At 47.0% G+C, this 23,153-nt stretch carries 18 protein-coding genes and 1 pseudogene; 12 read left to right on the forward strand and 7 right to left on the reverse strand.

From position 1 onward, the window contains the following. Positions 1-1,226 precede the first annotated feature (1,226 nt). The 8 genes from RH949_RS16305 (at position 1,227) to RH949_RS16340 (ending at position 10,270) form a co-directional block, all read left to right on the forward strand. Entirely contained in the window at positions 1,227-1,448 is a 222-nt protein-coding gene (locus tag RH949_RS16305; protein WP_446354539.1) for a helix-turn-helix domain-containing protein, read from the forward strand. Between the two features lie 480 nt (positions 1,449-1,928). Further along, positions 1,929-6,518 carry a glutamate synthase large subunit gene (gene gltB / locus RH949_RS16310; protein ID WP_446354541.1) on the forward strand — a complete coding sequence of 1,530 codons (4,590 nt, stop codon included), beginning with the start codon at positions 1,929-1,931 and terminating at the stop codon, positions 6,516-6,518. Positions 6,519-6,793: 275 nt separating this feature from the next. Beyond that, positions 6,794-7,096: a type II toxin-antitoxin system RelE family toxin gene (locus RH949_RS16315; RefSeq protein ID WP_044204696.1), complete on the forward strand. Its 303-nt coding sequence runs from the start codon at positions 6,794-6,796 to the stop codon at positions 7,094-7,096. Continuing rightward, the gene (locus RH949_RS16320) at positions 7,093-7,338 is read left to right on the forward strand and encodes a hypothetical protein (RefSeq protein ID WP_006098702.1); all 246 of its coding nucleotides are present in this window, start codon (positions 7,093-7,095) and stop codon (positions 7,336-7,338) included. The genes RH949_RS16315 and RH949_RS16320 overlap by 4 nt, the downstream gene beginning before the upstream one ends. Positions 7,339-7,383: 45 nt before the next feature. Then, the gene (locus RH949_RS16325) at positions 7,384-7,629 is read left to right on the forward strand and encodes a DUF4926 domain-containing protein (RefSeq protein WP_044204694.1); all 246 of its coding nucleotides are present in this window, start codon (positions 7,384-7,386) and stop codon (positions 7,627-7,629) included. Continuing rightward, positions 7,626-8,546: a hypothetical protein gene (locus tag RH949_RS16330; protein WP_198016371.1), complete on the forward strand. Its 921-nt coding sequence runs from the start codon at positions 7,626-7,628 to the stop codon at positions 8,544-8,546. The genes RH949_RS16325 and RH949_RS16330 overlap by 4 nt, the downstream gene beginning before the upstream one ends. Then, a complete protein-coding gene (locus RH949_RS16335) occupies positions 8,543-9,325 on the forward strand; it encodes an HIRAN domain-containing protein (protein WP_006098673.1) in 783 nt (260 codons plus the stop codon). Before RH949_RS16330 ends, RH949_RS16335 begins: the two co-directional genes overlap by 4 nt. Positions 9,326-9,706: 381 nt before the next feature. After that, positions 9,707-10,270: a Uma2 family endonuclease gene (locus RH949_RS16340; protein WP_446354545.1), complete on the forward strand. Its 564-nt coding sequence runs from the start codon at positions 9,707-9,709 to the stop codon at positions 10,268-10,270. Positions 10,271-10,394: 124 nt separating this feature from the next. On the opposite strand, the gene RH949_RS16345 is transcribed toward RH949_RS16340, so the two are convergent. Next, the gene (locus RH949_RS16345) at positions 10,395-11,678 is read right to left on the reverse strand and encodes a GUN4 domain-containing protein (protein ID WP_446354547.1); all 1,284 of its coding nucleotides are present in this window, start codon (positions 11,676-11,678) and stop codon (positions 10,395-10,397) included. A 324-nt stretch (positions 11,679-12,002) separates the two neighbouring features. Then, positions 12,003-12,341 (reverse strand): element excision factor XisI family protein, encoded by a 339-nt coding sequence (locus RH949_RS16350; protein WP_446354549.1) that lies wholly within the window; start codon positions 12,339-12,341, stop codon positions 12,003-12,005. Positions 12,342-12,389: 48 nt separating this feature from the next. Here RH949_RS16350 and RH949_RS16355 point away from each other — a divergent pair. Beyond that, positions 12,390-12,593 (forward strand): annotated as a pseudogene (locus tag RH949_RS16355) (transposase); the annotation flags it as partial. A 5-nt stretch (positions 12,594-12,598) separates the two neighbouring features. Here RH949_RS16355 and RH949_RS16360 read toward each other — a convergent pair. The 4 genes from RH949_RS16360 to RH949_RS16375 all read right to left on the reverse strand — a co-directional run bounded on the left by RH949_RS16360 (position 12,599) and on the right by RH949_RS16375 (position 16,667). Then, positions 12,599-13,243 (reverse strand): hypothetical protein, encoded by a 645-nt coding sequence (locus tag RH949_RS16360; RefSeq protein ID WP_446354551.1) that lies wholly within the window; start codon positions 13,241-13,243, stop codon positions 12,599-12,601. Between the two features lie 29 nt (positions 13,244-13,272). After that, entirely contained in the window at positions 13,273-14,613 is a 1,341-nt protein-coding gene (locus tag RH949_RS16365) for a hypothetical protein (RefSeq protein WP_446354553.1), read from the reverse strand. A 422-nt stretch (positions 14,614-15,035) separates the two neighbouring features. Further along, positions 15,036-15,383, reverse strand: coding sequence for a DUF433 domain-containing protein (locus RH949_RS16370; RefSeq protein ID WP_446354555.1), 348 nt, complete (start codon positions 15,381-15,383; stop codon positions 15,036-15,038). 291 nt (positions 15,384-15,674) lie between these two features. After that, positions 15,675-16,667 (reverse strand): serine/threonine protein kinase, encoded by a 993-nt coding sequence (locus tag RH949_RS16375; RefSeq protein WP_446354557.1) that lies wholly within the window; start codon positions 16,665-16,667, stop codon positions 15,675-15,677. A 612-nt stretch (positions 16,668-17,279) separates the two neighbouring features. On the opposite strand from RH949_RS16375, the gene gltD reads away from it, so the two are divergent. Together gltD and RH949_RS16385 are read left to right on the forward strand one after the other, a co-directional pair. Then, entirely contained in the window at positions 17,280-18,767 is a 1,488-nt protein-coding gene (gene gltD, locus RH949_RS16380; protein WP_446354559.1) for a glutamate synthase small subunit, read from the forward strand. Positions 18,768-18,833: 66 nt separating this feature from the next. Beyond that, positions 18,834-20,810: an AAA-like domain-containing protein gene (locus tag RH949_RS16385; RefSeq protein WP_446354561.1), complete on the forward strand. Its 1,977-nt coding sequence runs from the start codon at positions 18,834-18,836 to the stop codon at positions 20,808-20,810. Positions 20,811-21,160: 350 nt separating this feature from the next. On the opposite strand, the gene RH949_RS16390 is transcribed toward RH949_RS16385, so the two are convergent. After that, complete coding sequence (locus tag RH949_RS16390; protein WP_446354563.1) at positions 21,161-22,459, reverse strand: ABC transporter ATP-binding protein; 1,299 nt, start codon at positions 22,457-22,459, stop codon at positions 21,161-21,163. 281 nt (positions 22,460-22,740) lie between these two features. On the opposite strand from RH949_RS16390, the gene RH949_RS16395 reads away from it, so the two are divergent. After that, complete coding sequence (locus RH949_RS16395) at positions 22,741-23,022, forward strand: hypothetical protein (protein WP_446354565.1); 282 nt, start codon at positions 22,741-22,743, stop codon at positions 23,020-23,022. Positions 23,023-23,153 lie beyond the last annotated feature (131 nt).

Genomic DNA, 23,153 nt, shown 5'->3' on the forward strand with positions numbered 1-23,153 from the left:
TTGAGCGAGAGGTGGGGACAGGGCGGGTTTTGTAGAAAAGTTATGGGTGGGTCGGTTGAGTTTGTCCCTAAACCCGCCCCTACGTTAGATTTTTTCTCAATATCTAATTGATAGATTAAGCGGAAATCAGACCAGAAAACATATTTGAGTTCAAAGCGCGATCGCTACCGGAAGATATCCGGGTAAAATGGGAATGATAGAGAGCGTTTGAGCGAGAGGTGGGGACAGGGCGGGTTTTGTATAAAAGTTATGGGTGGGTCGGTTGAGTTTGTCCCTAAACCCGCCCCTACGTTAGATTTTTTCTCAATATCTAATTGATAGATTAACCGGAAATTCGACCAGAAAAACTATCTGATTTCAAAGCGCGATCGCACCCACAAGCTGTAGGGGCGGGTTTAGGAATTAAATGAACTAACCCACCTCAAACTCAACAACGAAACCCGCCCTAATCACAACCTAAATTTTTCGGTTAACCTCAAATTCAATAACAAAACCCACCTGATTTTAAACCGCGATCGCCACCGGAGGATATCCGGGTAAAATGGGAATGATAGAGAGCGTTTGAGCGAGAGGTGGGGACAGGGCGGGTTTTGTATAAAAGTTATGGGTGGGTCGGTTGAGTTTGTCCCTAAACCCGCCCCTACGTTAGATTTTTTACCCCGATATCCAATTGATAGATTAAGCGGAAATCAGACCAGAAAACCTATTTGATTGAAAAGCGCGATCGCACCCAAAAGCTGTAGGGGCGGGTTTAGGAATTAAATGAACTAACCCACCTCAAACTCAACAACGAAACCCGCCCTTTATTCAATGGCGCTTTTGAACTCAATTTGTTCAAGGGGTTGTAATTTAAGCAAAGATAGGCTCGCATCCCTTACGACAAACTACAAACTTTAAAAAATTCCTCACCTGAACATCGGTGGGTTAGGTTGGATACTTCATTGAATGGTTATTCGCCTCTATTAAATCCCGCCTAACCCACCCTACGACACTAATGTAAAAAATATCAATCTCTTGTAGGGGCGGGTTTAGGGACTCAATTGGGTGGCTTAACCATAAATGAACAACAAAACCCGCCCTTTATTCAATGGCGCTTTTGAACTATAGTCACGCCATCTCTGCGTAGCCCCAGAGGACGCTACAATACCCACTATCCCCACCAGCCTCGCCCGATTACTCGGCGTGAACAGTACATCATTGACCTTTATTGTTACTGTGAATTAGGGATGACACCCAGGGACTTTTATGCCAAATGGGATGTCACATATGAACAAATTTCTCATATTTGCGATCGCTCCCTGGGAACCGTACAATGTTGGTTTAACCGAGGTCAAGGACATCGCCCTCCTAAACCCGTTGATTTGCGCCATTTGGCAATTATGGATTTTTTGTTAGAGCATTTTGAAGAGATTCCGGAAAAACTTAGAACTATCCTTTGTTCTCCATAATCGGTGGGTATTTGTAGGGGCGCATAGACGTGCGCCCTTTATTGAATGACGCTTTTGAACCTAACCCACCCAACGCGACCAAGAAATTATGACTTTTTGCAATTCAGTATCAGACTATACTGTTTTTTTGAAGCATTTTCCGACAAAACTCAACCCTTAACTAAATTAAAGCCAAATCCCCCAAATCTTATCGTTTTGTTAAAGCGTGGCTTGTACTTCTGGTGGAGTTGGTTTATCGTAATCCAACAAGCTGATGGTGTCACAGCGGAGATACCCGCCGTTAAGGTAAAAGGCAGAAGGCTCCGAGACTCCAAGGCAGAAGGTAGAATAAAAAACGCTTGTATAGTAAGCTGTTGCACCTTTTTCCACTGGATACTGATTTCCGCTACGTTACACCAGATAGCTTTCCAACCTCTACACTGAAAAACGGGCGCAAGGATGGTGCCCCTACAACCCTCGTCGTTTTTGGGTCATTTTGAGATGAAAAGCAACCAACTGCCGAAAAAACAAGGTTTATACGATCCACAGTTTGAACACGATGCTTGCGGTGTCGGATTCGTCGTGCAGATGAAGGGGAATAAGTCCCACGATATCGTGGAACAAGGGCTAACGATTCTGGCAAACCTGGAACATCGCGGCGCGTGTGGTTGTGAACCGAACACTGGAGACGGTGCGGGGATTTTAATCCAAATCCCAGATCAGTTTATGCGGAAAGTCGCCGCCGCCGATAACATTACCCTACCGGAAGCGGGTGAATATGGAGTGGGGGCGATTTTTACCTCCCCTGATTCAATGATTCGCCAGCAGAGTCGCCAGATTTTTGAGAAAATTGCCACCGAAGAAGGGCAAAGAGTTCTGGGGTGGCGGGATGTTCCCGTGGATGACTCCCCCCTGGGAAGTATCGCTAAACTGGGTGAACCCTTTATGCAACAGGTGTTCCTCCAGCGTTCCCCCAACCTGGCTGATGATTTAGCCTTTGAACGGAAACTCTATGTGATCCTGAAACGGGCGGAAAAAGAAATTAGCCAGTCAGAGGTTGACCCCTGTTGGTATACAGCCAGCCTCTCCTGTCGGACGATTGTGTACAAAGGGATGCTGACGCCGATACAGGTGGGACAATATTATCCCGAACTCCATGATCCGGATCTCAAAAGCGCCCTAGCCTTAGTGCATTCCCGGTTTAGTACCAACACCTTCCCCAGTTGGGAACGCGCCCACCCCTATCGCTACATTGCTCATAACGGGGAAATTAATACGCTACGGGGTAATATTAACTGGATGCACGCCCGACAGTCACTGTTTAAGTCTGAGTTGTTTGGGGATGACTTAGAGAAAATTCAGCCCGTTATTGATTTAGAGGGGAGTGACTCGGCGATATTCGATAACTCCCTAGAAATGTTAGTCCTGTCTGGGCGTTCTTTACCCCATGCGGTAATGATGATGATTCCAGAACCCTGGACAAATCATGAGTCGATGAGTGCGGAGACAAAGGCATTCTATGAGTATCACTCTTGTCTGATGGAACCCTGGGATGGTCCTGCGTCTATCGCCTTTACCGATGGTACGACGATTGGGGCAGTTTTGGATCGGAATGGGTTGCGTCCATCGCGGTATTATGTGACCAAGGATGATCGGGTAATTATGGCATCGGAAGCCGGAGTGTTACCCGTGGAACCCGAAGACGTGGCATTTAAAGGGCGCTTGCAACCCGGGCGGATGTTCTTGGTGAATATGGAACAAGGGCGGATTATTGCTGATGAGGAATTGAAACAGGCAATTATTACCGAACATCCCTACCAAGAGTGGATTGACGAATACATGGTCGAACTGGCACAGTTAAAAGATGCGCCAGAAGTCCCCCAATCGGAACCCGACACCCTAATTCAACGACAAATCGCATTCGGCTATACCTTCGAGGAATTGCGGATGCTAATGGCACCGATGGCACAGAATGGGGTAGAAGCGGTGGGTTCCATGGGTTCAGATACACCATTGGCGGTGTTATCCGATCGCCCGAAGTTACTGTACAATTATTTCCAGCAACTGTTTGCCCAAGTCACCAATCCCCCGATTGATTCGATTCGGGAAGAAATTATCACCTCAGCGGAAACCACAATTGGTTCAGAACGCAACTTACTCGAACCCGAACCCCAGAGTTGTCATTTAATTGAACTGAAAACGCCGATTCTGACGAACGAGGAGTTGGCAAAGCTGAAATATGTGTCCGAAGGGGAGTTTAAATCGGTTACCCTTCCAATTCTATTTGACCCCAAGGCTGGGGTGAAGGGATTGGAAACAGCGCTGGATGAGATTTGTGGGAAAGCGGATAGTGCGATCGCAGAGGGGACGACTATAATTATTCTCAGCGATCGCGGCATTGATAAAGACCATGCACCGATTCCCGCTTTACTGGCGGTGGCGGGATTACATCACCACCTAATCCGCAAAAAGACACGTACCAAGGTGGGAATCGTCTTAGAATCCGGAGAACCTCGCGAAGTTCATCATCATGCGCTGCTTATCGGGTATGGTTGCGGTGGGATTAATCCCTATCTGATCTATGAAACCATTGACGATATGATCAGTCAGGGTTTGCTGGAAAATATTGATCGCAAAACAGCCCAGAAAAACTATATCAAAGCCGCCACCAAAGGGGTAATTAAAGTCGCCTCCAAGATTGGCATTTCCACCATCCAAAGCTATCGCGGTGCCCAAATCTTTGAAACCATTGGACTCAAACAAGCACTTGTTGATAAATACTTTACTTGGACAGCTACTCGGATTGAAGGGGCGGATTTAGACGTAATTGCCCAAGAAGCCATTATGCGTCATAGTTACGCTTTCCCTGACCGAGAAGTGAATGGACATACCCTAGATGCAGGCGGCGAATATCAGTGGCGCAAAGACGGGGAAGCCCACCTATTGAGTCCGCAAACCATCCACGCCCTGCAAAATGCTGTGCGTCAGGGTAGCTATGACCTGTATAAAGAATACGCTACCCTAATTAATGAGCAGACCAAGCAACATTTTACCCTACGCGGACTCCTACAATTCAAGAAACGCGACCCCATTCCCTTAGAGGAAGTGGAACCCGTGGAGGCGATTACCCGACGCTTCAAAACCGGGGCGATGAGTTATGGTTCTATCTCCAAAGAAGCGCACGAATCCCTAGCCATCGCCATGAACCGAATTGGCGGGAAATCCAATACTGGGGAAGGCGGAGAAGATCCCGAACGCTATACCTGGACAAATGAAAATGGCGATTCTAAGAACAGCGGGATAAAACAAGTCGCATCCGGGCGGTTTGGCGTCAACAGTTTGTATTTGTCTCAAGCCAAGGAACTCCAAATCAAGATGGCACAGGGGGCGAAACCGGGAGAAGGGGGACAGTTACCGGGGCGCAAGGTGTATCCTTGGATTGCTAAGGTCCGCAACTCGACGCCGGGAGTCGGCTTAATCTCACCCCCACCGCACCACGATATCTACTCAATTGAAGACTTAGCCGAGTTAATTCATGACTTGAAAAACGCCAACCGCAACGCCCGGATTAATGTGAAACTGGTGTCTGAGGTGGGTGTGGGAACTATCGCGGCGGGGGTGGCAAAAGCCCATGCGGATGTGGTGTTGATTTCTGGTTTTGATGGCGGAACCGGTGCATCGCCGCAAACCTCAATTAAACACGCCGGATTACCCTGGGAATTAGGGGTGGCGGAGACGCATCAAACTCTGGTATTGAATGATCTGCGATCGCGGATTGTGGTGGAAACCGATGGTCAAATGAAAACTGGGCGCGATGTGGTCATGGCGGCACTATTAGGGGCAGAGGAATTTGGCTTCTCTACGGCACCTCTCGTGACCCTGGGCTGCATTATGATGCGAGTTTGTCAAAAAAACACCTGTCCGGCGGGAATTGCCACTCAGAACCCGGTGCTGCGTCAGAGTTTCATCGGCAATCCGGATCATACGGTGAACTTCATGACCTTTGTCGCCCAAGAAGTGCGGGAAATCATGGCACAGTTGGGATTCCGTACCCTGAATGAAATGGTAGGGCGTGTGGATGTCTTGGAAGCGAAGCAGGCGGTGGATCATTGGAAGGCGAAGGGATTGGATTTATCCCAGATTCTCTATCAGCCGGATGTGGGACCTGAAATTGGGCGCTATTGTCAAATTCCTCAGGATCATGGGTTGGATAAGTCCCTGGATATGAGGGTTCTACTCGATTTATGCAAAGGTGCGATCGCCAAGGGTGAAAAAGTAACCGCTACCCTACCGATTCAGAATACCAATCGGGCGGTTGGCACAATTTTAGGCAATGAAATCACCAAGCGTCATTGGCAGGGGTTACCGGAGGATACCATCCATCTGCATTTCCAAGGAAGTGCGGGTCAAAGCTTTGGCGCATTTGTCCCCAAGGGTGTCACCTTAGAACTCGAAGGAGATGCCAATGACTACTTTGGCAAAGGATTATCTGGAGGTAAATTAATCCTCTATCCCCCCGCCCGTTCCACCTTTGTCCCCCGTGAAAATATCATCGTCGGGAATGTCGCCCTCTATGGCGCAACGGCGGGTGAAGTCTATATTCGGGGAATGGCTGGTGAACGGTTCTGTGTTCGCAACTCAGGGGTTAACGCGGTAGTGGAAGCCGTGGGTGATCATGGGTGCGAATATATGACGGGCGGTAAAGTAGTGGTTTTGGGTCCAACTGGGCGCAACTTTGCGGCGGGAATGAGTGGCGGTGTCGCCTATGTGTTGGATGAGAAAGGTGATTTTGCTACTCGTTGCAATACCCAGATGTCCGACTTAGAGAAACTGGAAGATGAGGAGGAAATTGAAATCATCCACCAAATGATTGCTAAACACGTCGAGTACACCAAGAGTCAATTAGGGTTAACCATCTTGGCGAATTGGACAGAAATGGTGCCGAAGTTTGTCAAGGTGATACCGAAGGATTACAAGCGGGTATTGGCTTGTCTGCATAAAGCTGAGGAAGCGGGGTTAAGTGGCGATGATGCGCTGACGGCGGCGTTTGAAGAAAACGCCCGCGATTTAGCCCGGATTAGCGGTAGCTAGTGCTTACCGTAGTGGACTGACCCAGCTTAGGACTTTGTTTGTAGTGAGAACTTTAGTTCTCTAACGCCTAGCTGGAGAGGGCTAAAGCCCTCACTACGTACCCAATCTATTGCACCATTTTAGCTGAGTCACGCCAGTAGGGTGCGTTAGCGTAGCGTAACGCACCATTTCCCAAGGATTTGATCACAGGGCGACCCGAGTCAATTAAATGGACACCATTTTTCATTGATGCAGGCGGGTCGCCCCTACAGCCATAAACGGTTCTTTTCCATGCAATGAAATTCGAGATTAACTTTACTCCTATAGCTGCCAATCATATACGCGCCTATAGAAAATTTGCCCAAAAAACTATTCTTGATTCTATCGAAGCACAGCTATCCAATGAACCCACACTAGAAACTAGAAACAGAAAACGACTGGGAGAAAATGAACTATCCGATTGGGAACTGCGAGTGGATAACTATCGGGTTTTCTATGATGTAGTTATAGAAGACGATTCCTGTATCGTTCAGATCAAGGCTGTGGGACACAAAGAACACAATACACTTTACATTGGTGGTAAAGAGGTTCAGATATGAAAATTATCAACGTAGAAAGTGGACAACTTACGCTAGATGAGGTCATGACGCTGGCACAAGGAGAAGCTATCGTTTTACGCAAGCCCGACGGCGCACTGTTTGCCCTCGCCCCCGTCGATGAGTTTGCGGTGGAAGTGGAACTACTGAAACATAATACTGAATTTATGGCATTTTTAAGAGAACTATCTCAGGAAAAAGCAACCATTTCACTGCAATCATTGCGAGAAGAATTGGGGTTATAACGATTGCTATTTGAACGGCGACTAGAGCCATGAATAGAGGATACCATGGATTACGAACTTTATTCAGACGTTATCTTGCTTGGCGATAGTCCTGAAGCTGGACTTTATGCAGGTGATATCGGTACAGTTGTCGAAAAACATAACGTTGCTGAATTAGAAACGGGTTATAGTGTTGAATTCTTTGATAGGTTAGGCAATACCGTAGCCGTTATGACTCTACCTGCAAGTTCCCTCCGTTCACCAACTCATGCAGACCGACCAACGGTTAGAGACTGTATCTCTGATTTATGACCGATGAATTCCCAATCTTACTGGTTACGCAAGAAGCGTATGAAGCCTCCTCAAATGAAACGTTAGGGAGTAAATATAAGTTTTGGTTCTACCACAAAGAACTTGGTCGTTGTCTTTATAAGCAAAGCCGACCCAACCTAGGGGAAGATTGGGCAGAAAAAGTCGCCTCAGAATTATGTAAACTCTTGGGACTTCCCCATGCGGTTTACGAATTGGCTTTCACTTGGAAAGGCGATCGCGGTGTCGTTTCACCTAACTTTTTACCGAAATCGGGGACGCTGGTTCATGGTAACGAACTGCTTTCCTCAATTGTGCCGAACTATCCGGCGTTTGGGACGTATGGTATATCACAACATACAATAGATAGAGTATTGAGGGTGATTGCCGGGGAATCTGTCCATTTACCGATTGATTGGACACCGCCCTCTGGTATCCAAACAGCAGTAGATGTGTTTGTTGGTTATCTGCTGCTAGATGCGTGGATTGGCAATGGCGATCGTCACCATGAAAACTGGGGAATTGCTCGCATGAAAACAGCATCAGCGTCCGCTGAAACTGAACACCTAGCACCAACCTATGACCATGCTTCCAGTTTAGGACGCGATCTCTCTGACGAGCAAAGGCAGAAACGCTCAGTTCAGGCTTATGCCAATAAATGTTTTTCGGCGTTTTATGGCAGTGTTGATGATAGAAAAACGCTTAAAACCTTTGATGTGTTCTCACTGGTGGCTCATCGCTATCCCCAAGCGGCTTCTGTGTGGTTAGCGCGGCTAGAAACGATCCAAAAGGCTAATACTTTAGCCATCTTTAATCGCATTAACCGATCGCGCATTTCTCCCGAAGCCATCAACTTTGCTCAGGAGATTCTGGACATCAATAAACATCGGCTACTTACCTTGAGGAAAACACGACCTTGAAAACACCAAAAACACTATTTTTAGCTTGGCAAGATCCGATTAGTCGCTATTGGTTCTCGATTGGTCGGTTAACCTTTGATGGAAGAGTTTATCAATTTGTTTATACTCAAGGGGTAAAAGAGGCGGAAGCCAAATGTGCTTTTCAGCCATTATCTTCGTTTCCGTACTTAGATGAAGTTTATACATCAACTCAATTATTCCCCGTTTTTGCGAATCGGTTAATGTCGCGATCGCGTCCAGATTATTCTAGTTTTATGGAATGGTTAAATATTCCCAAGGATGAACATGACCCCATGACAATTTTAGCCCGCAGTGGTGGGGAACGAGAAACCGATACACTCGCCGTTTTTCCTTGTCCAGAAATTGACGCACAAGGACAGTATCATTTATATTTTTTCTCCCATGGGCTGCGGCATTTGCCAAGCTGTGCCATTGAGCGGATTAATCAGTTTGAATCGGGTGAAAAATTATGGTTAGCTCACGAATTTCAAAATCCTTACGATGCTCAAGCTTTAATTTTAAACACAGAAGACCACTACATTGTCGGCTATTGTCCGCGATATTTGCTGGCAGAAATGTTTGAGTTAATTCGACACAAGTTAAACCTAGAGGTACAGGTAGAACGTGTGAATAAACCTCCAAAACCACTTCAGTTTCGGTTATTGTGTAAAATAACTGTTCAGGCGAGCCATGATTATCATCCTTTCTCTAATCCTCACTATCAACCCCTGATAGCAGGATTTGCGCGATCGCGTCCTCATTCTCAGCTAAACTGTTAGATAGGTTAACCATTTTCATAGGTAATAACAAGGGTTGATATGTCGTTATTTCAAGATTTAAAGAGAGCCTTGAAATAAATTTCAGGCTCAAAGCTAAAGTAAACTAAAGCTTACTGAATTATTGTATCAGGTTATTAACCCGTTTTAACGGGTTTTAGCTCTTAGCCCGTAGACGCGGAGCGGCTTCTCTTCGAGTATTTTAATTCAGGGCTGACTATCAACCCCTGATGGCAGAATTTGCGCGATCGCGTCCTCATTCTCAGCTAAACTGTTAGATGGGTTAATCATTTTGCCTGATACCCAATCAAGATTAATCTATCGTGATTTGGGCAAGACTGATCCAATAATTTTATTATTGTAACCTATTGGATATTTCCCGAAATGGTACAAACACCATCCCCAACGCTTACCCTAGCCGAATTTCTCCAACAACCCGAAACCCAACCCGCCAGGGAATATATTGATGGCAAAATTGTACAGAAGCCAATGCCCAAAACTCGCCACTCTCGACTTCAGAGTAAGTTAATTCAATCGATTAATAATATTAGCGAAGCCGAACAACTTGCTTATGCTTTTCCTGAACTGCGTTGCACCTTTGGCGGACGGTCAATTGTTGCCGATATAGCGGTTCTGCGGTGGGAACATATTCAGTTTGATCAACAGGGCGAACCCCTTGATGATGTGGTCATCCCGCCAGATTGGATGATTGAAATTCTCTCACCCAACCAAAGTTCTAATCAGGTTACAGGTAATATTCTGCACGCGCTCAAGTATGGGTGTCAATTGGGATGGCTACTTGACCCAGAGGATCGTTCAATTTTAGTGTTTATGCCTCAACAACAACCAGAGTTAAAGAATAATCGTGATGCGTTAATTGGGTTAGAAGGCATTCCATTAACGTTAACCGTTGAGCAAGTCTTTGGTTGGTTAAAAATGAAAAGATAGCATTTTTATGAGTGTTTTATTGGGAAGGTGGGGCGGTGTCAGGTATGGTCAACGTAGAACCTGCAAGACTTCGTGGATTTTGCCTCTGTTGTAAATTGTTACATTCTGCTGAAACCTTTATATGTTAAATTTTACAAGTCTCGATGCGAGAAAAGAGACCTCTACTGAGCCGCTCTGATAACTGTGGGAGATGTCCCTGGGGGGCAGTTAGACTAAAGGTAAGGTCTGAATGCATTAACCAACCATCTTTTTCACGCCAACCCACGGTATCACCAAACTTTTTATAGATGTCATAATCATATACGCCTGGTTGACCCCCTACACTTTGCCAGATTTGCTTTTGAACAGAAAAACCAAAGCGTCCATTACTATATTTTACCCAGAGACGGTCAATCGTTCGTAGGTCAGTACAAGGAAATTGGTCTATATCTTCTCTTTCAACATCCAACCAGCTTTCTTTGCCAATCACAGCCAGCATTTTATCTGCCGTTTCTATATCCGCTTCTTTCCACTCTCCAGCAGCTAATAAATCTCGCAGTCGGCGGTAATCGATACCACATTCTGAACTCAAATCATCATCCAAATTCTCAGGAATCAATAACCGCAACCATTCCGACACCGATTGAGGGCGATTTTCCGGTTGAAGTTCCATTCCCGTCAAAATACCTTGATTCACCCTATCACTCACATTTGAATTCAGCGCTTGTGGCGGTTGTAACCCATCCCGCACCACTCGCATAAATGCTGGCGGTGGTACTTTTGTCGTCAGCAAACAATACAGCGTCGCCGCTAACCCATACACATCTGTATATTCTCCCCGATGCGCCTGTTCATCATACTGCTCAATCGGCGCAAACCCTGGCGTGACATGAACACTATGGGTTTGAGTAAGATTAGGGATAAACTCCCTAGCAATGCCAAAATCAATGAGTACCGCTTCTGATACGCCAGAACGCACCATAATATTTTGGGGTTTTAAATCTCGATGCAATAATCCTTTGTCATGAACCACCGTCAGCGCTTCCCCAATCTGCTGGATATAGCCTAATGCTTCAGCTTCAGATAAAGGATTGCGATTTCTCACCCGTCGCCATAAGTCTTCCCCCTGGATATATTCCATGGCGATACAGGGAAGGGATTGTTCATGGAAGACATTTTCAATCTGGACAATATGGGGGTGTCTACATACAGCTAATCGGGTAGCTTCCCTCTCAAAATCTCGCTGGTATTTATCGCGAAAATCGATAAAGTCTGGATTCGTCATCACTTCATCTTTCAGGGTTTTGATGACGAGGGGGTTGCCTTTTCTGTCTTTTGCCAGGTAGGTGATACCAAAGCCACCTTGACCGAGTTTTCGTTCAATGACGTAGCGATGACCGTATAATTGCTGTCCCTTGAGCCAGACCATTGATGATTTTTGCGATAATCCTGTCTTGATTGTGCCACAATCGCTGGATGGAATCAGGATGTTTGTTGATTAGGGGTGTCATTGTTAAGCTATAAACCCCTCACCCCCAGCCCCTCTCCCAACCCCCCTCGTTCCCCCCTACAAGAGGGGGGATGACAAAGGATGCTATCGCTTTTTTGGCACGGGAGAGGGGAGCAAGATAAGATATAGCCGACTACATTTTTGATCATTAATACTTCCGGTTCCCCTTCTCCCTTGATGGGAGAAGGGGTTAGGGGAAGAGGGTGAAAATTGCTTCCCTATAGATATATTTTAATTGTACAATTAACCAACAGCAAAATCAGTAAACTGCCGCATATAAGGACTATGAAATCCTAATACTATATCCTCCCGATTTACGCCCAATTCCATCAACTCATCGGCTAAATGTGCCTCAGTATTATTAAGCTGTATCCATACCTTGCCATCCGGCTTAATATCGATATGCATTGAGCAACTGTGGATTCGTCTCTCGTTGTGCCAACCCACACTCACCACTTGATAATGGTCGCGTTCAGTATCAAAAATTGTTTGTACGTCCGCCTGTACGTTTATCGGTTTATAGCTGCCATATTTAGTTAAGACTTGCTGGACGGCTTGACGATATAGTTCTAATTTATCCATTGCACAATCATTTAGCCTACAGAATTTTAGCTTAAGTCAGTACCATTCAAATCTGCTGGGATGCAGCAGGGCTTTTTTTATGATTTCAGTAATTAGGGTCTTCATGACAGACTGGGTGATGATGGATTGACGCAATGACATCCAGCCTTTTTATCTTTGGGGAAGACATTAGATGAATGTGCGGCAAAGTATCGCGGATTCTGCAAAAAATATCGCCCTCAACCAAAACCTGAAAAGCGTTTCCATTCAGGTTAATTTCATCTGCGACAATAGTCATATTCTCCTGAACCGTCAGGAGCAATGGGTATCACGGTGACTCGACCACTGCCTTCGCCTACAAAGCTGACTAAAACGGTGCCGTTAACTGGGTCTTCCACCACTTCATCTAAATCAGCATCAGCGGTGCGACCAATTAGACTATTCTGGGGTGTAATTGTATGGTTGCCATCAATGGTTTCCCCCGTAGTGCCATCCCCCCAGGTGACGGCGCCAGCATCACTTACCCCGCCGTTGTCCCAGTAGGGGCTGCGGACGACATAATTGCCGTTCGTTAGGGCGACGGCGCCATCTTTAAAAAAATCGTTAAACGAGGCAGATATGCCCACAAAGTCATCTGCTGTAGAGCCAACCAAACTATTGCTCTGGATGACAGCTCCGCTAATCCCCCGGCTGCCATCCCCCCAGGTGACGGCACCAGCATTACTTTCCCCGCCGTTGTCCCAGAAGGAGCTGCTGACCACATAATTGCCGTTAGTCAGGGCGACGACGCCATTGCTGCCCACTTCGTCATCTGTTTGAGAGCCAACCAAACTATTGCTCTGGGTGACAACTCCGCTAATCCCCCGGCTGCCATCCCCCCAGGTGACGGCGCCAGCATCTCTTACCCCGCCGTTGTCCCACAAGTTGCTGCGGACGACATAATTGCCGTTAGTCAGACCACATAATTGCCGTTGGTCAGGGCGACGACGCCATCTTTAAAAAAATCGTTAAACGAGGCAGATATGCCCACTTCGTCATCTGTTTGAGAGCCAACCAAACTATTGCTCGGGTTGACCTCTCCGCTAATGCCCCGGCTGCCATTCCCCCAGGTGACGGCGCCAGCATCACTTACCCCGCCGTTGTCCCAGTCAGGGCTGCTGACCACATAATTGCCGTTGGTCAGGGCGACGACGCCATAGCTGCCCACTTTGTCACCTGTTTGAGAGCCAACCAAACTATTGCTCGGGTTGACCTCTCCGCTAATGCCCCGGCTGCCATCCCCCCAGGTGACGGCGCCAGCATTTCTTACCCCGCTGTTGTCCCACAAGCTGCTGCGGACGACATAATTGCCGTTAGTCAGGGCGACGACGCCATCGCTGTACAAACAGCCATCCCAGCCCACTTCGTCATCTGTTTGAGAGCCAACCAAACTATTGCTCGGGTTGACCTCTCCGCTAATGCCCCGGCTGCCATTCCCCCAGGTGGCGGCGCCAGCATCACTTACCCCGCCGTTGTCCCACCAGCTGCTGAGGACGACATAATTGCCGTTGGTCAGGGCGACGACGCCATTGCTACCCACTTTATCATCTGCTGTAGAGCCAACCAAACTATTGCTTGGGTTGACCTCTCCGCTAATCCCCGTGTTGCCATCCCCCCAGGTAAGGGCGCCAGCATCACTTATCCCGCCGTTGTCCCAGTCAGGGCTGAGGACGACATAATTGCCGTTGGTCAGAGGGACGACGCCATGGCTGCCCACCCTGTCATCTGCTTGAGCGCCCGTCAATGTACTAATCAGCTCCCCTGTCTTTCCGTTATACAAATAAACCGCCCCAGCATTATCAGCGGCAAAGTTATCCCCTGGCTTAGTTACCACTACATTCCCCGTACTCAAGGGGACAATCTGCGTACCAAACCCTGTCCCGTTTCCTTGATTCGGGTCAATCAGGTCAAACTGGGGCAATTCCCCAGTTAATACCGTATCTTCACCCCCATAACAGCCAATCACTCCCCCCTCACCCGAACTAAAATTTCCCCCAATACCGCCGTTAGGCATATCACCTGCATTCAACCCAAACTGGGTAAAACTGTGAAATAAATTGTCACCATTTCCTGACAAAGACCCGCCAGAGATATCCCACTGATTCCCTGTTTGAGTGACCTGAATCCCCGTTCCATCATTCGCGGCAGTAATCGATTTAGCTTGGACTTTCGATGTAACGAGGGTGAAAGCCAAAACTCCGGCACAAGAAATAGAACAGTAACACTTATATCCAAACCCTTGAGTTTTCTTCATGTTCACATACAGGACTAGATAGTTTCTCAGACAGTGTATCAACTAAAATCTAACTTCCCAAATGCTCTAGTAGAAACTTGAGTCCTTTGTAGTTTAGCCGCTGTCCGGTGGGACGAGGTCATACTGTGGTATTTAACCTCATAATTATTGACAAAAAAATGGGCTGAAGTTGATGAAACAGCGAAAGAAATTGCCCTGAAATTTATAGATTTAGGCATCCATAAAGAAGATATTGTTTTAGGTTAATTCGCCCTCAACACCGCCATTTTACAAATTTTTCGGTCGCTTAAATTCAATAATTTTCCACTGGACGCTGGTGTGTGTATCTCCAATCCTTATAACAATAAGATAAGGAGCTTGACGCATCAGTTTAGTTCGGTACAACGAGGCAATATGCTCATCTAACAAATATTGAATCATTATCAACTGTTCACCGATTCAGAATATTTTTGCTGAACTTCTGACTCTGCTTTCAATTTACGGAATCTCTGTCGTGCCGGAGAAGGATTCTGTTTCTGCTCGTCTCGCTGTTGACGGCAAAATGCTAACCAATCTGCCAAGTAAGCCCTCACTTCTTCGGTGTTGTGTAGATAGTAAAGAATCGTCGCATAAACCTGTTCTAGGGTAATACTTTCAAATTGTTTGGCGATTTCTTCAGGGGTTTTAGCTCGGTAAATATACTCGTAAAGAACGCTTTCAATCCCGATGCGACTGTCCTGAATGCGGATATCATCAGGAGCAAGAAAATTGAAGTAGTCTCGAATTTGCATAATAAGTAGCCTGTCCCATTAGGGGGAATTATTTGGATTAATTCTGAATAACTGAGACGTTACAGTGGTAATGGTGCGTTACGCTACGCTAACACACCCTACATATAGAGCCTTTGCGTAAGTCCTAAGTGTGGTTGATTTTAGGATTTGCCGTCTGCTAGTTTAGCATAGTTAGTCCGGAAGAAGCCGTCCTATCTTGGTTCAATTTTCCCGAATAAAAACTTCTCCCCATCTCCCCCTCAACCCATCACTGTAATGATGGGTATTCAACCGGACATGATATTAGTTGTACTATTGTGTTTCTGGTTGAACCTGTTGTGATGTTGGCGTTATTTCAGGTGTAGTTTCTGGTGGTGGTGCTGAGGGCGGCTTGAGCGCTAAAAACCCAGCAATCATACTCAAAATCCCAGCAATTGTGCCAATAATGGTTAACCACATCGTCAAATCCCAACGACGCCAGGGTTGGGGAATTTGAGGCACAACCCCCAATAAATCCAACCATTCCTGCATCGTTTGGGGACGTTCTTCGGGGGCTAACGCCATCCCTCGCAGAATCGCCTGATTCGTGCGATCGCTCATTTGGGGATTCACGTCTTGCGGTGGCTTTAATTTAGCTTTTGCCAAACTGCGATCGCGGACACTGGGCGGTTTTTCTCCGGTTAATAATTGATACAATGTGGCGGCTAAGGAATACACATCCGTATAAGCGCCGCGTTCGGCATCCACATGATATAACTCCAGGGGTGTAAACCCATCGGCGGTTGTCGGATTAATCGTCGTCAACGGGTGATCAAATCCCACCGCTAACCCAAAATCAATTAACACCGCCTCCCGTTTCCCCTGATGCATCATAATATTCGCGGGTCGAACATCCCGATGCACTAAGTTATTCTCATGCACCACCATCAACGCTGAACCAATCTGGCGAATATAGCGTAAGGCTTCTTTTTCAGTCAGTCGATTAGCATGGGTTAAATCTTGCCCCTGAATATACTCCATGACAAGACAAACCTGCTGACCTTCTTTAAACGAATCCTTAACCCGGACAATATGAGGGTGTTTGCACTGCGCCAACTTCACCGCCTCTTGCCACAACTTATCCTGAAGTCGATTAAGTTCCGGTGGAGTAAGCTGATTGAGTAACGTATCACTCAGGGTTTTAATCACACAGCGTTGGGACATGCGATCGCGTGCTAAATAGGTTATCCCAAACCGTCCTGATCCTAACTCCTTCTCAATCGTATATTTGCCACGTTGCAACTGCTGTCCCGCCGACCAAGCCATTGCCGATTATCTCAAATACTGCCTTGATTGTGGCATAAGTCATTTGTCTTATGTCATTCGTCATTCGTCTTATGTCATAAGTAGGTGGACACAATTAAAGTTATTAACCCGTTAAAACGGGACGCGAGCTCTTAGCCCGTAGACGCGGAGCGGCTTCTCTTCGAGTATTTTAATTCAGGGCTGACTTCCGACCAACGAAACGGGGGTTGCTTTATAAAAAAATGTGAAAATATGAAAACCTAGAAGCAATTATTTTGTATTCTATCTCTAGCCGTCTTCAATGAAAACCTAAACCTTAATGAATCCTAGCCACTGAACCGCAGCAAATCTAACCTTTTATTAAACTCAGCCTCGCATTTAAACGCCAAAATGATTGACAAACTGTAACAAAGACTACAAAATATCTCTGATTTTGACTTTTGACTTGGTACAGATGTTGCTTTTAACGTCTCTAGACAGTCTTCCATCCGCTTAGTTGGTCACCGATCACCGTCAACGACCGATTGGTGAGGATTTGCCGCCAAAATAGCCTAGGGACTTCATCACCATCGCCAATTTACCGAATGACACCTTAGCAACAACTATACCCTACTCTAAACTTGAGACATCACTATGGGAAAACCAACTGGCTTTATCGAATATCTCCGCGAATTGCCCTCGGAACTGCAACCCGACAGTCGCATTGGCAACTGGGATGAGTTCCATCTGCCCATGCCAGAGGAAAAACTCCAAACTCAGGCGGCGCGGTGTATGGACTGCGGCACGCCATTTTGCCATACCGGAACCATGATCAAGGGTATGGCAAGCGGTTGCCCAATCAACAACCTGATTCCAGAGTGGAACGACCTGATTTATCGGGGTCGATGGCGCGAGGCACTCGATCGCCTGCACAAAACCAACAACTTCCCCGAATTCACCGGTCGTGTCTGTCCAGCGCCCTGTGAGGGTTCCTGTGTCCTGGGTATCCATAACCCCCCCGTGACCATCAAAAACATCGAATGTTCGATTATTGACAAAGGCTGGGAGGAAGGCTGGGTCGAACCCGAACCCCCAACCAAGCGCACCGGGAAAAAAGTCGCGATTGTGGGGTCCGGACCGGCTGGACTCTGTGCGGCTGCCCAACTCAATAAAGCCGGTCATTGGATCACCGTATTTGAACGGGCAGATCGTCCCGGCGGCTTACTCATGTATGGCATCCCTAACATGAAACTGGACAAAAAGCAAGTCGTTCAGCGTCGCCTTGACCAGCTTGAACAAGAAGGGGTTAAGTTTATCTGCAACACCGAGGTGGGCAAAGACTTCCCCACCGAGAATCTAGTCAAAGAATTTGACGCCGTAGTCCTTTGCACCGGCGCAACCAAGCCACGGGACTTACCCATCGAAGGACGGGAGTTAAAGGGTATCCACTTCGCCATGGATTTCCTGACTGCCAATACCAAAGCCATTTTAGATAACAGCAAAAACGGCAACTTTATCTCCGCCGAAGGCAAAGATGTGGTGATTATCGGCGGCGGTGATACAGGAACCGACTGCGTTGGTACGTCCCTGCGCCACGGGTGCAAGAGTCTGGCGCAACTAGAAATCATGCCCCAACCGCCCCTAGAACGCGCCCCCGACAACCCCTGGCCCGAGTGGCCCAAGATTTATCGCCTGGATTATGGGCAGGAAGAAGCGGCGGCGAAGTTTGGCGCTGATCCCCGTTCCTATCTCACCACCGCGACTAAGTTTGAGGGGGATGACGCGGGAAATGTGAAAGCGGTGCATACGGTGCAAATTGAGTGGCAGAAAAACGACCAAGGTCGATTTATTCCCAGTCCGGTTCCGGGTACAGAAAAAGTGATTCCCGCCCAGCTTGTCCTCTTAGCTATGGGTTTCCTGGGACCCGAACAACCCCTGCTGGATGCCTTGGGCTTAGAACGCAATGCTCGGAGTAATATCAAAGCCGATTATGGGAAGTATGCCACCAGCATTCCCGGTGTCTTTGCCGCCGGTGACTGTCGCCGGGGTCAGAGTTTGGTGGTTTGGGCATTCAACGAAGGACGAGGTGCTGCCCGTGAGTGCGATCGCTACCTGATGGGGAGTACAGATTTGCCAGGTTAATGCTAGAAGGTTTCAGACGTGTAATAGCGCGTCTTTTATGATGGTTCGGGTTCCCCTTCTCCCTCGATGGATGAGGGTGAAGTGGTTCCCAGAGTTATCGGTGGGGAGGGCGGGTTTTGTTGTTCATTGAGTAGTGACAAGTCGTTTGAGTGGCTAAACCCGCCCCTACAATTTTGGCTAAACCTGTCCCGACAATTAACCTATTACTTCAGGGTAATGGAACAGCAAGAGTTCACCAACGCATTTACCAAACTTACACCGCGACAAAAGGAAGTCTTACAGCAATTTGTCGCCGGGAAAAATGATAGTGAAATTGCGGCGGAACTCTGTATTTCTCAAGGTACGGTGCGAAAACATATCCAGAATATCTGTCATATATTTGCCCTAAACAATGACGAAGATAAAGGATCATCTCACCGTTCTAAGTTAATTACTGCCATTGCCCATAATTTACCCAATTTAATCCCAGGGGATACTCTGGCGGCGACTAATCAGCCTCAGGTTATCCTGAGTTATCATTGTGGAAATGACCCCGATAAAAGCCTTGCTATACAATTAGAAACGGCGTTAACTGCCCAAGGGTGTCAGGTGTTCATTGCCAATAGTAGTCTCCGCATGGCAACTCAGGGATTGCAGCAAATTTATGCCGAATTAAACCGTTGCGATCGCGTGGTGTTATTATTATCGCCTCTGGCGGCGTCGAGTGAGATGGTAACCGAAGAGGTGCAATGGGCAAAACGGCGGCGGGATCAACACCCGGAGGGGAAACCCGATATTTTAGCCATTCGGATTAATTGCCCTTGGACATTACTCAACCATGACTTACGCGGTTATCTTCAAGGTGTGTCCCAGCAAGAATGGCGATCGCCAGAAGATACACCGATTGTGTTAAACTCAGTTCGGGATTGGCTCTCTAGTGATCAACCAACCGTTACCCCAGAAGGCAATCCCAAATCCGCAACGTTTCCCAGTCCCTATTCCCTCACCCCCAATCATCCGCCTCAACCTGTCGCTGAACCGGAATTACCACGAGGACAAGTTGAGTTAGCCTCGGCGTTTTATGTGGAACGTCCAGGTGTTGAACAGCGTTGCTATGAAGCCGTGGCTAAACCCGGTTCCTTAATCCGAATTAAAGCGCCGCGACAAATGGGTAAAACGTCGTTAATGGCACGGATTTTACATCGGGGAACTCAGCTTAATTATGCCACTGTTCCGTTAAGTTTTCAATTAGCGGATAGTAACGTTTTTACGAATTTAGATCGCTTCTTGCAGTGGTTTTGTGCGGTGATTACTTTAGAACTGGAATTACCCGATCGCTTGGAGAAGTATTGGAGTAAAACTTTTGGCAGTAAAGTGAGTTGTAAGTCCTATTTTGAGCGGTATTTATTGGCAACGATTGCCACACCATTGGTGTTAGGGTTAGATGAAGTGGATCGGGTATTTCATTATCCTGAACTCACGGCTGATTTTTTTGGCTTGTTGCGATCATGGCATGAAGAGGCGAAAAATCGGGAAATATGGCGTAAATTGCGATTAGTTGTGGTGCATTCGACGGAAGCCTATATTCCCATGGATATTAATCAGTCTCCATTTAATGTAGGATTACCGATTGATTTACCGGAATTTGCAGCCGAACAAGTTCAAGATTTAGCCCAGCGTCACGGATTAGCCTGGGAATATAATCAGGTGGAACAATTAATGGCAATGGTTGGGGGTCATCCTTATTTAATCAGACTAGCGCTGTACGCGATCGCACGTCAAGAGATTACGTTAGCGCAACTGTTAGCGACAGCGCCAACCGATGCTGGATTGTATGGCGATCATTTGCGGCGACTTATGTGGAATTTATCTCAACATCCTGAGTTGGCTACTGCTTTAAAAAAGGTAGTGACGGCGGATTCTCCCATACAATTGGAACCGATGCAAGGATTTAAGTTACACAGTATGGGATTGGTGAATCTGCAAGGGAATGAAGTGACGCCTCGGTGCGATTTGTATTGTCAATATTTTCGGCTGCGTTTGAATCGTGTTCATGATTCTTGAGGGAGTTGATGGGAAAATTTAGTAGTTGATTTAACGCTCCAGGTAGCAGAGGGAAGCGCTCCATGTCCCCCTATTTGATCCCCCTCCCGTCCCCCTTTTTAAGGGGGAAGCCAGCGGATGCTTCGCTTTTTTTGCTTATGGGATTTAGGGGGATCGACAATGTACCGCATAGCAGAGCAAACTGCTGTAATTTCTCTCCACAATAATTTTTTGCTCTGAATTTTCGGTGAAAAACCAATAGCGAGCGAGACGCTCGCACTACTGTTCCCTCCTACCCACACTTTTTGTGTCTCCCTCATCTTCCCCATCTCCCCCATCTCCCCCTCACCTCACCACTTATTCAACAAACCCTAATTAGACCGAATCGCTTTACCTGTTCTTTCATCAAAGAAATGAACTTTATCCGCATTAATCGATAACCAAATTTGATCGCCAACTTTGACGACATGATCAGCAGGTATTCGGGCTTGTAATCGAATCTTCCGATCCAGTTTCACTAATAAATAGGTATCATTGCCCAAGGCTTCGACTTGTTCAACAGTAACCGATAAGTTTTTCGGGGCGGGAACACTGACACTCAAATGTTCGGGACGAATTCCTAAAATTAAAGATCGTCCATCATAGTCTTGCAGAAAGGGTTGCCAAATCTCTGGAAGCGTGAGCCGAAATTGGCGATGCTGAATCAGCAGGGGGGCTTTAATTTGAACCGGAATAAAGTTCATCGGCGGAGAACCGATAAATTCGGCGACAAAGCGATTAGCAGGGTGGTTATAGAGTTCTAGGGGAGGGGCGATTTGCTGAATTTCCCCCTGATTCATCACCGCAATGCGATCGCCCATCGTCATGGCTTCAGTTTGATCGTGGGTGACATAGAGGGTGGTGGTTCCTAACTGGCGTTGTAAGCGCACGATTTGACTGCGGGTTTCCGCCCGGAGTTTGGCGTCTAGATTGGAGAGGGGTTCATCCATGAGAAAGACTTGGGGATTGCGGGCGATCGCACGCCCTAGGGCGACTCGTTGCTTTTGTCCCCCGGATAGCTGTTTGGGGCGTCGATTCAGCAGGGGTTCAATTTGCAGGAGTTGGGCGACATAGCGCACCTGATCATCAATCGCCCGTTCGCGATCGGAGAAATAGCGCCATTGTTTGGGAAGCGATCGCGTCATCCTAATTAAAGCATTTTCCACCCAAAGCGGCTTCTCGGTGCTAGCCTTTTCGTAGTCTAATCCCACCCTTGTCCGCCGTAAGCCAAAGGCAATATTATCATAGACGCTCAGGTGTGGATAAAGGGCATAATTTTGAAACACCATGGCGATATTACGGGCTTTTGGCGGTAAATCATTCACCATGCGATCGCCTACCCAAATTTTTCCCCCGGTTAATTCCTCTAATCCCGCAATCACTCGCAACAGGGTACTTTTGCCACAACCCGAAGGACCCACCAGTACCATAAACTCGCCATCGTAGACTCTCAGATTAATCCGCCGCAAAACATTGACGTTTCCCGATGACGCTGAGGATTGATCAACGGCTACCAGTGGCGCTTCATCCGTAGGAGTGAGCAAGGGTTCTGTCGTCACAGGCGCGACAGTTGACCCCTCCTGGCGACTAGGAAAGCTTTTGTAGACGTTTTCGAGAACAACCTGGGACACGATGGTGACTGGGGATGAGCGACAGTGATAGAGCTAACTATACTATTATGTTCCTTGGCGTCATCAACTGAAGCCCTGAACCCAAGTCCTCGGTGAGAAGCAGGTTATCAAACTGGGTTCGTAGTTGGTACTTTAGTACCATCAGCGCTAAAGCGCTGACTACAAACTCTAAACTTGGAGTTAATTTTTTCATCTGCGATCGCTAAGGCTTTTCTCAGTTTACTTGTTCAGGAGTTCCCTTGATTGAGAATAATAAATTGACTCATATAAAACTCCTTTAATTGGTTGACCTGTTCTTTGAACTCTTGCAGAGACATAGAGATACTCCGACCCATCCTGGTGTCTATGTACAACTCGATCTAGTTTATCCAAATACGCGATCGCTCTGTTCATTCTCGCTGGTTATTGCTGAAGTTGGTAGCTTTTATCCTGTAGGGTGGGCAAACATTATCAACTTGAAAATGCTGATGTTATCGTTTGTTACGTTTGCCCACCTCACGGTAACGGGGGATTTATTATTGGTGTGGCAAGATTTCAGCAGAGGGACAGTATCAGATAGATGAGTAAGGGCGAGTTTTGTTGAGAGGTTATCGGTAAATACTCGAATTAAACGGCTAAACCTGCCCCGACAATTGAGCCTTAAACCATGTTCATGATAGGCTTTATATTTATACATCTCAGTCATCAACCTTCT

The organism is Coleofasciculus sp. A1-SPW-01, from assembly GCF_040217205.1.
GTDB lineage: Bacteria > Cyanobacteriota > Cyanobacteriia > Cyanobacteriales > Coleofasciculaceae > Coleofasciculus > Coleofasciculus chthonoplastes_A.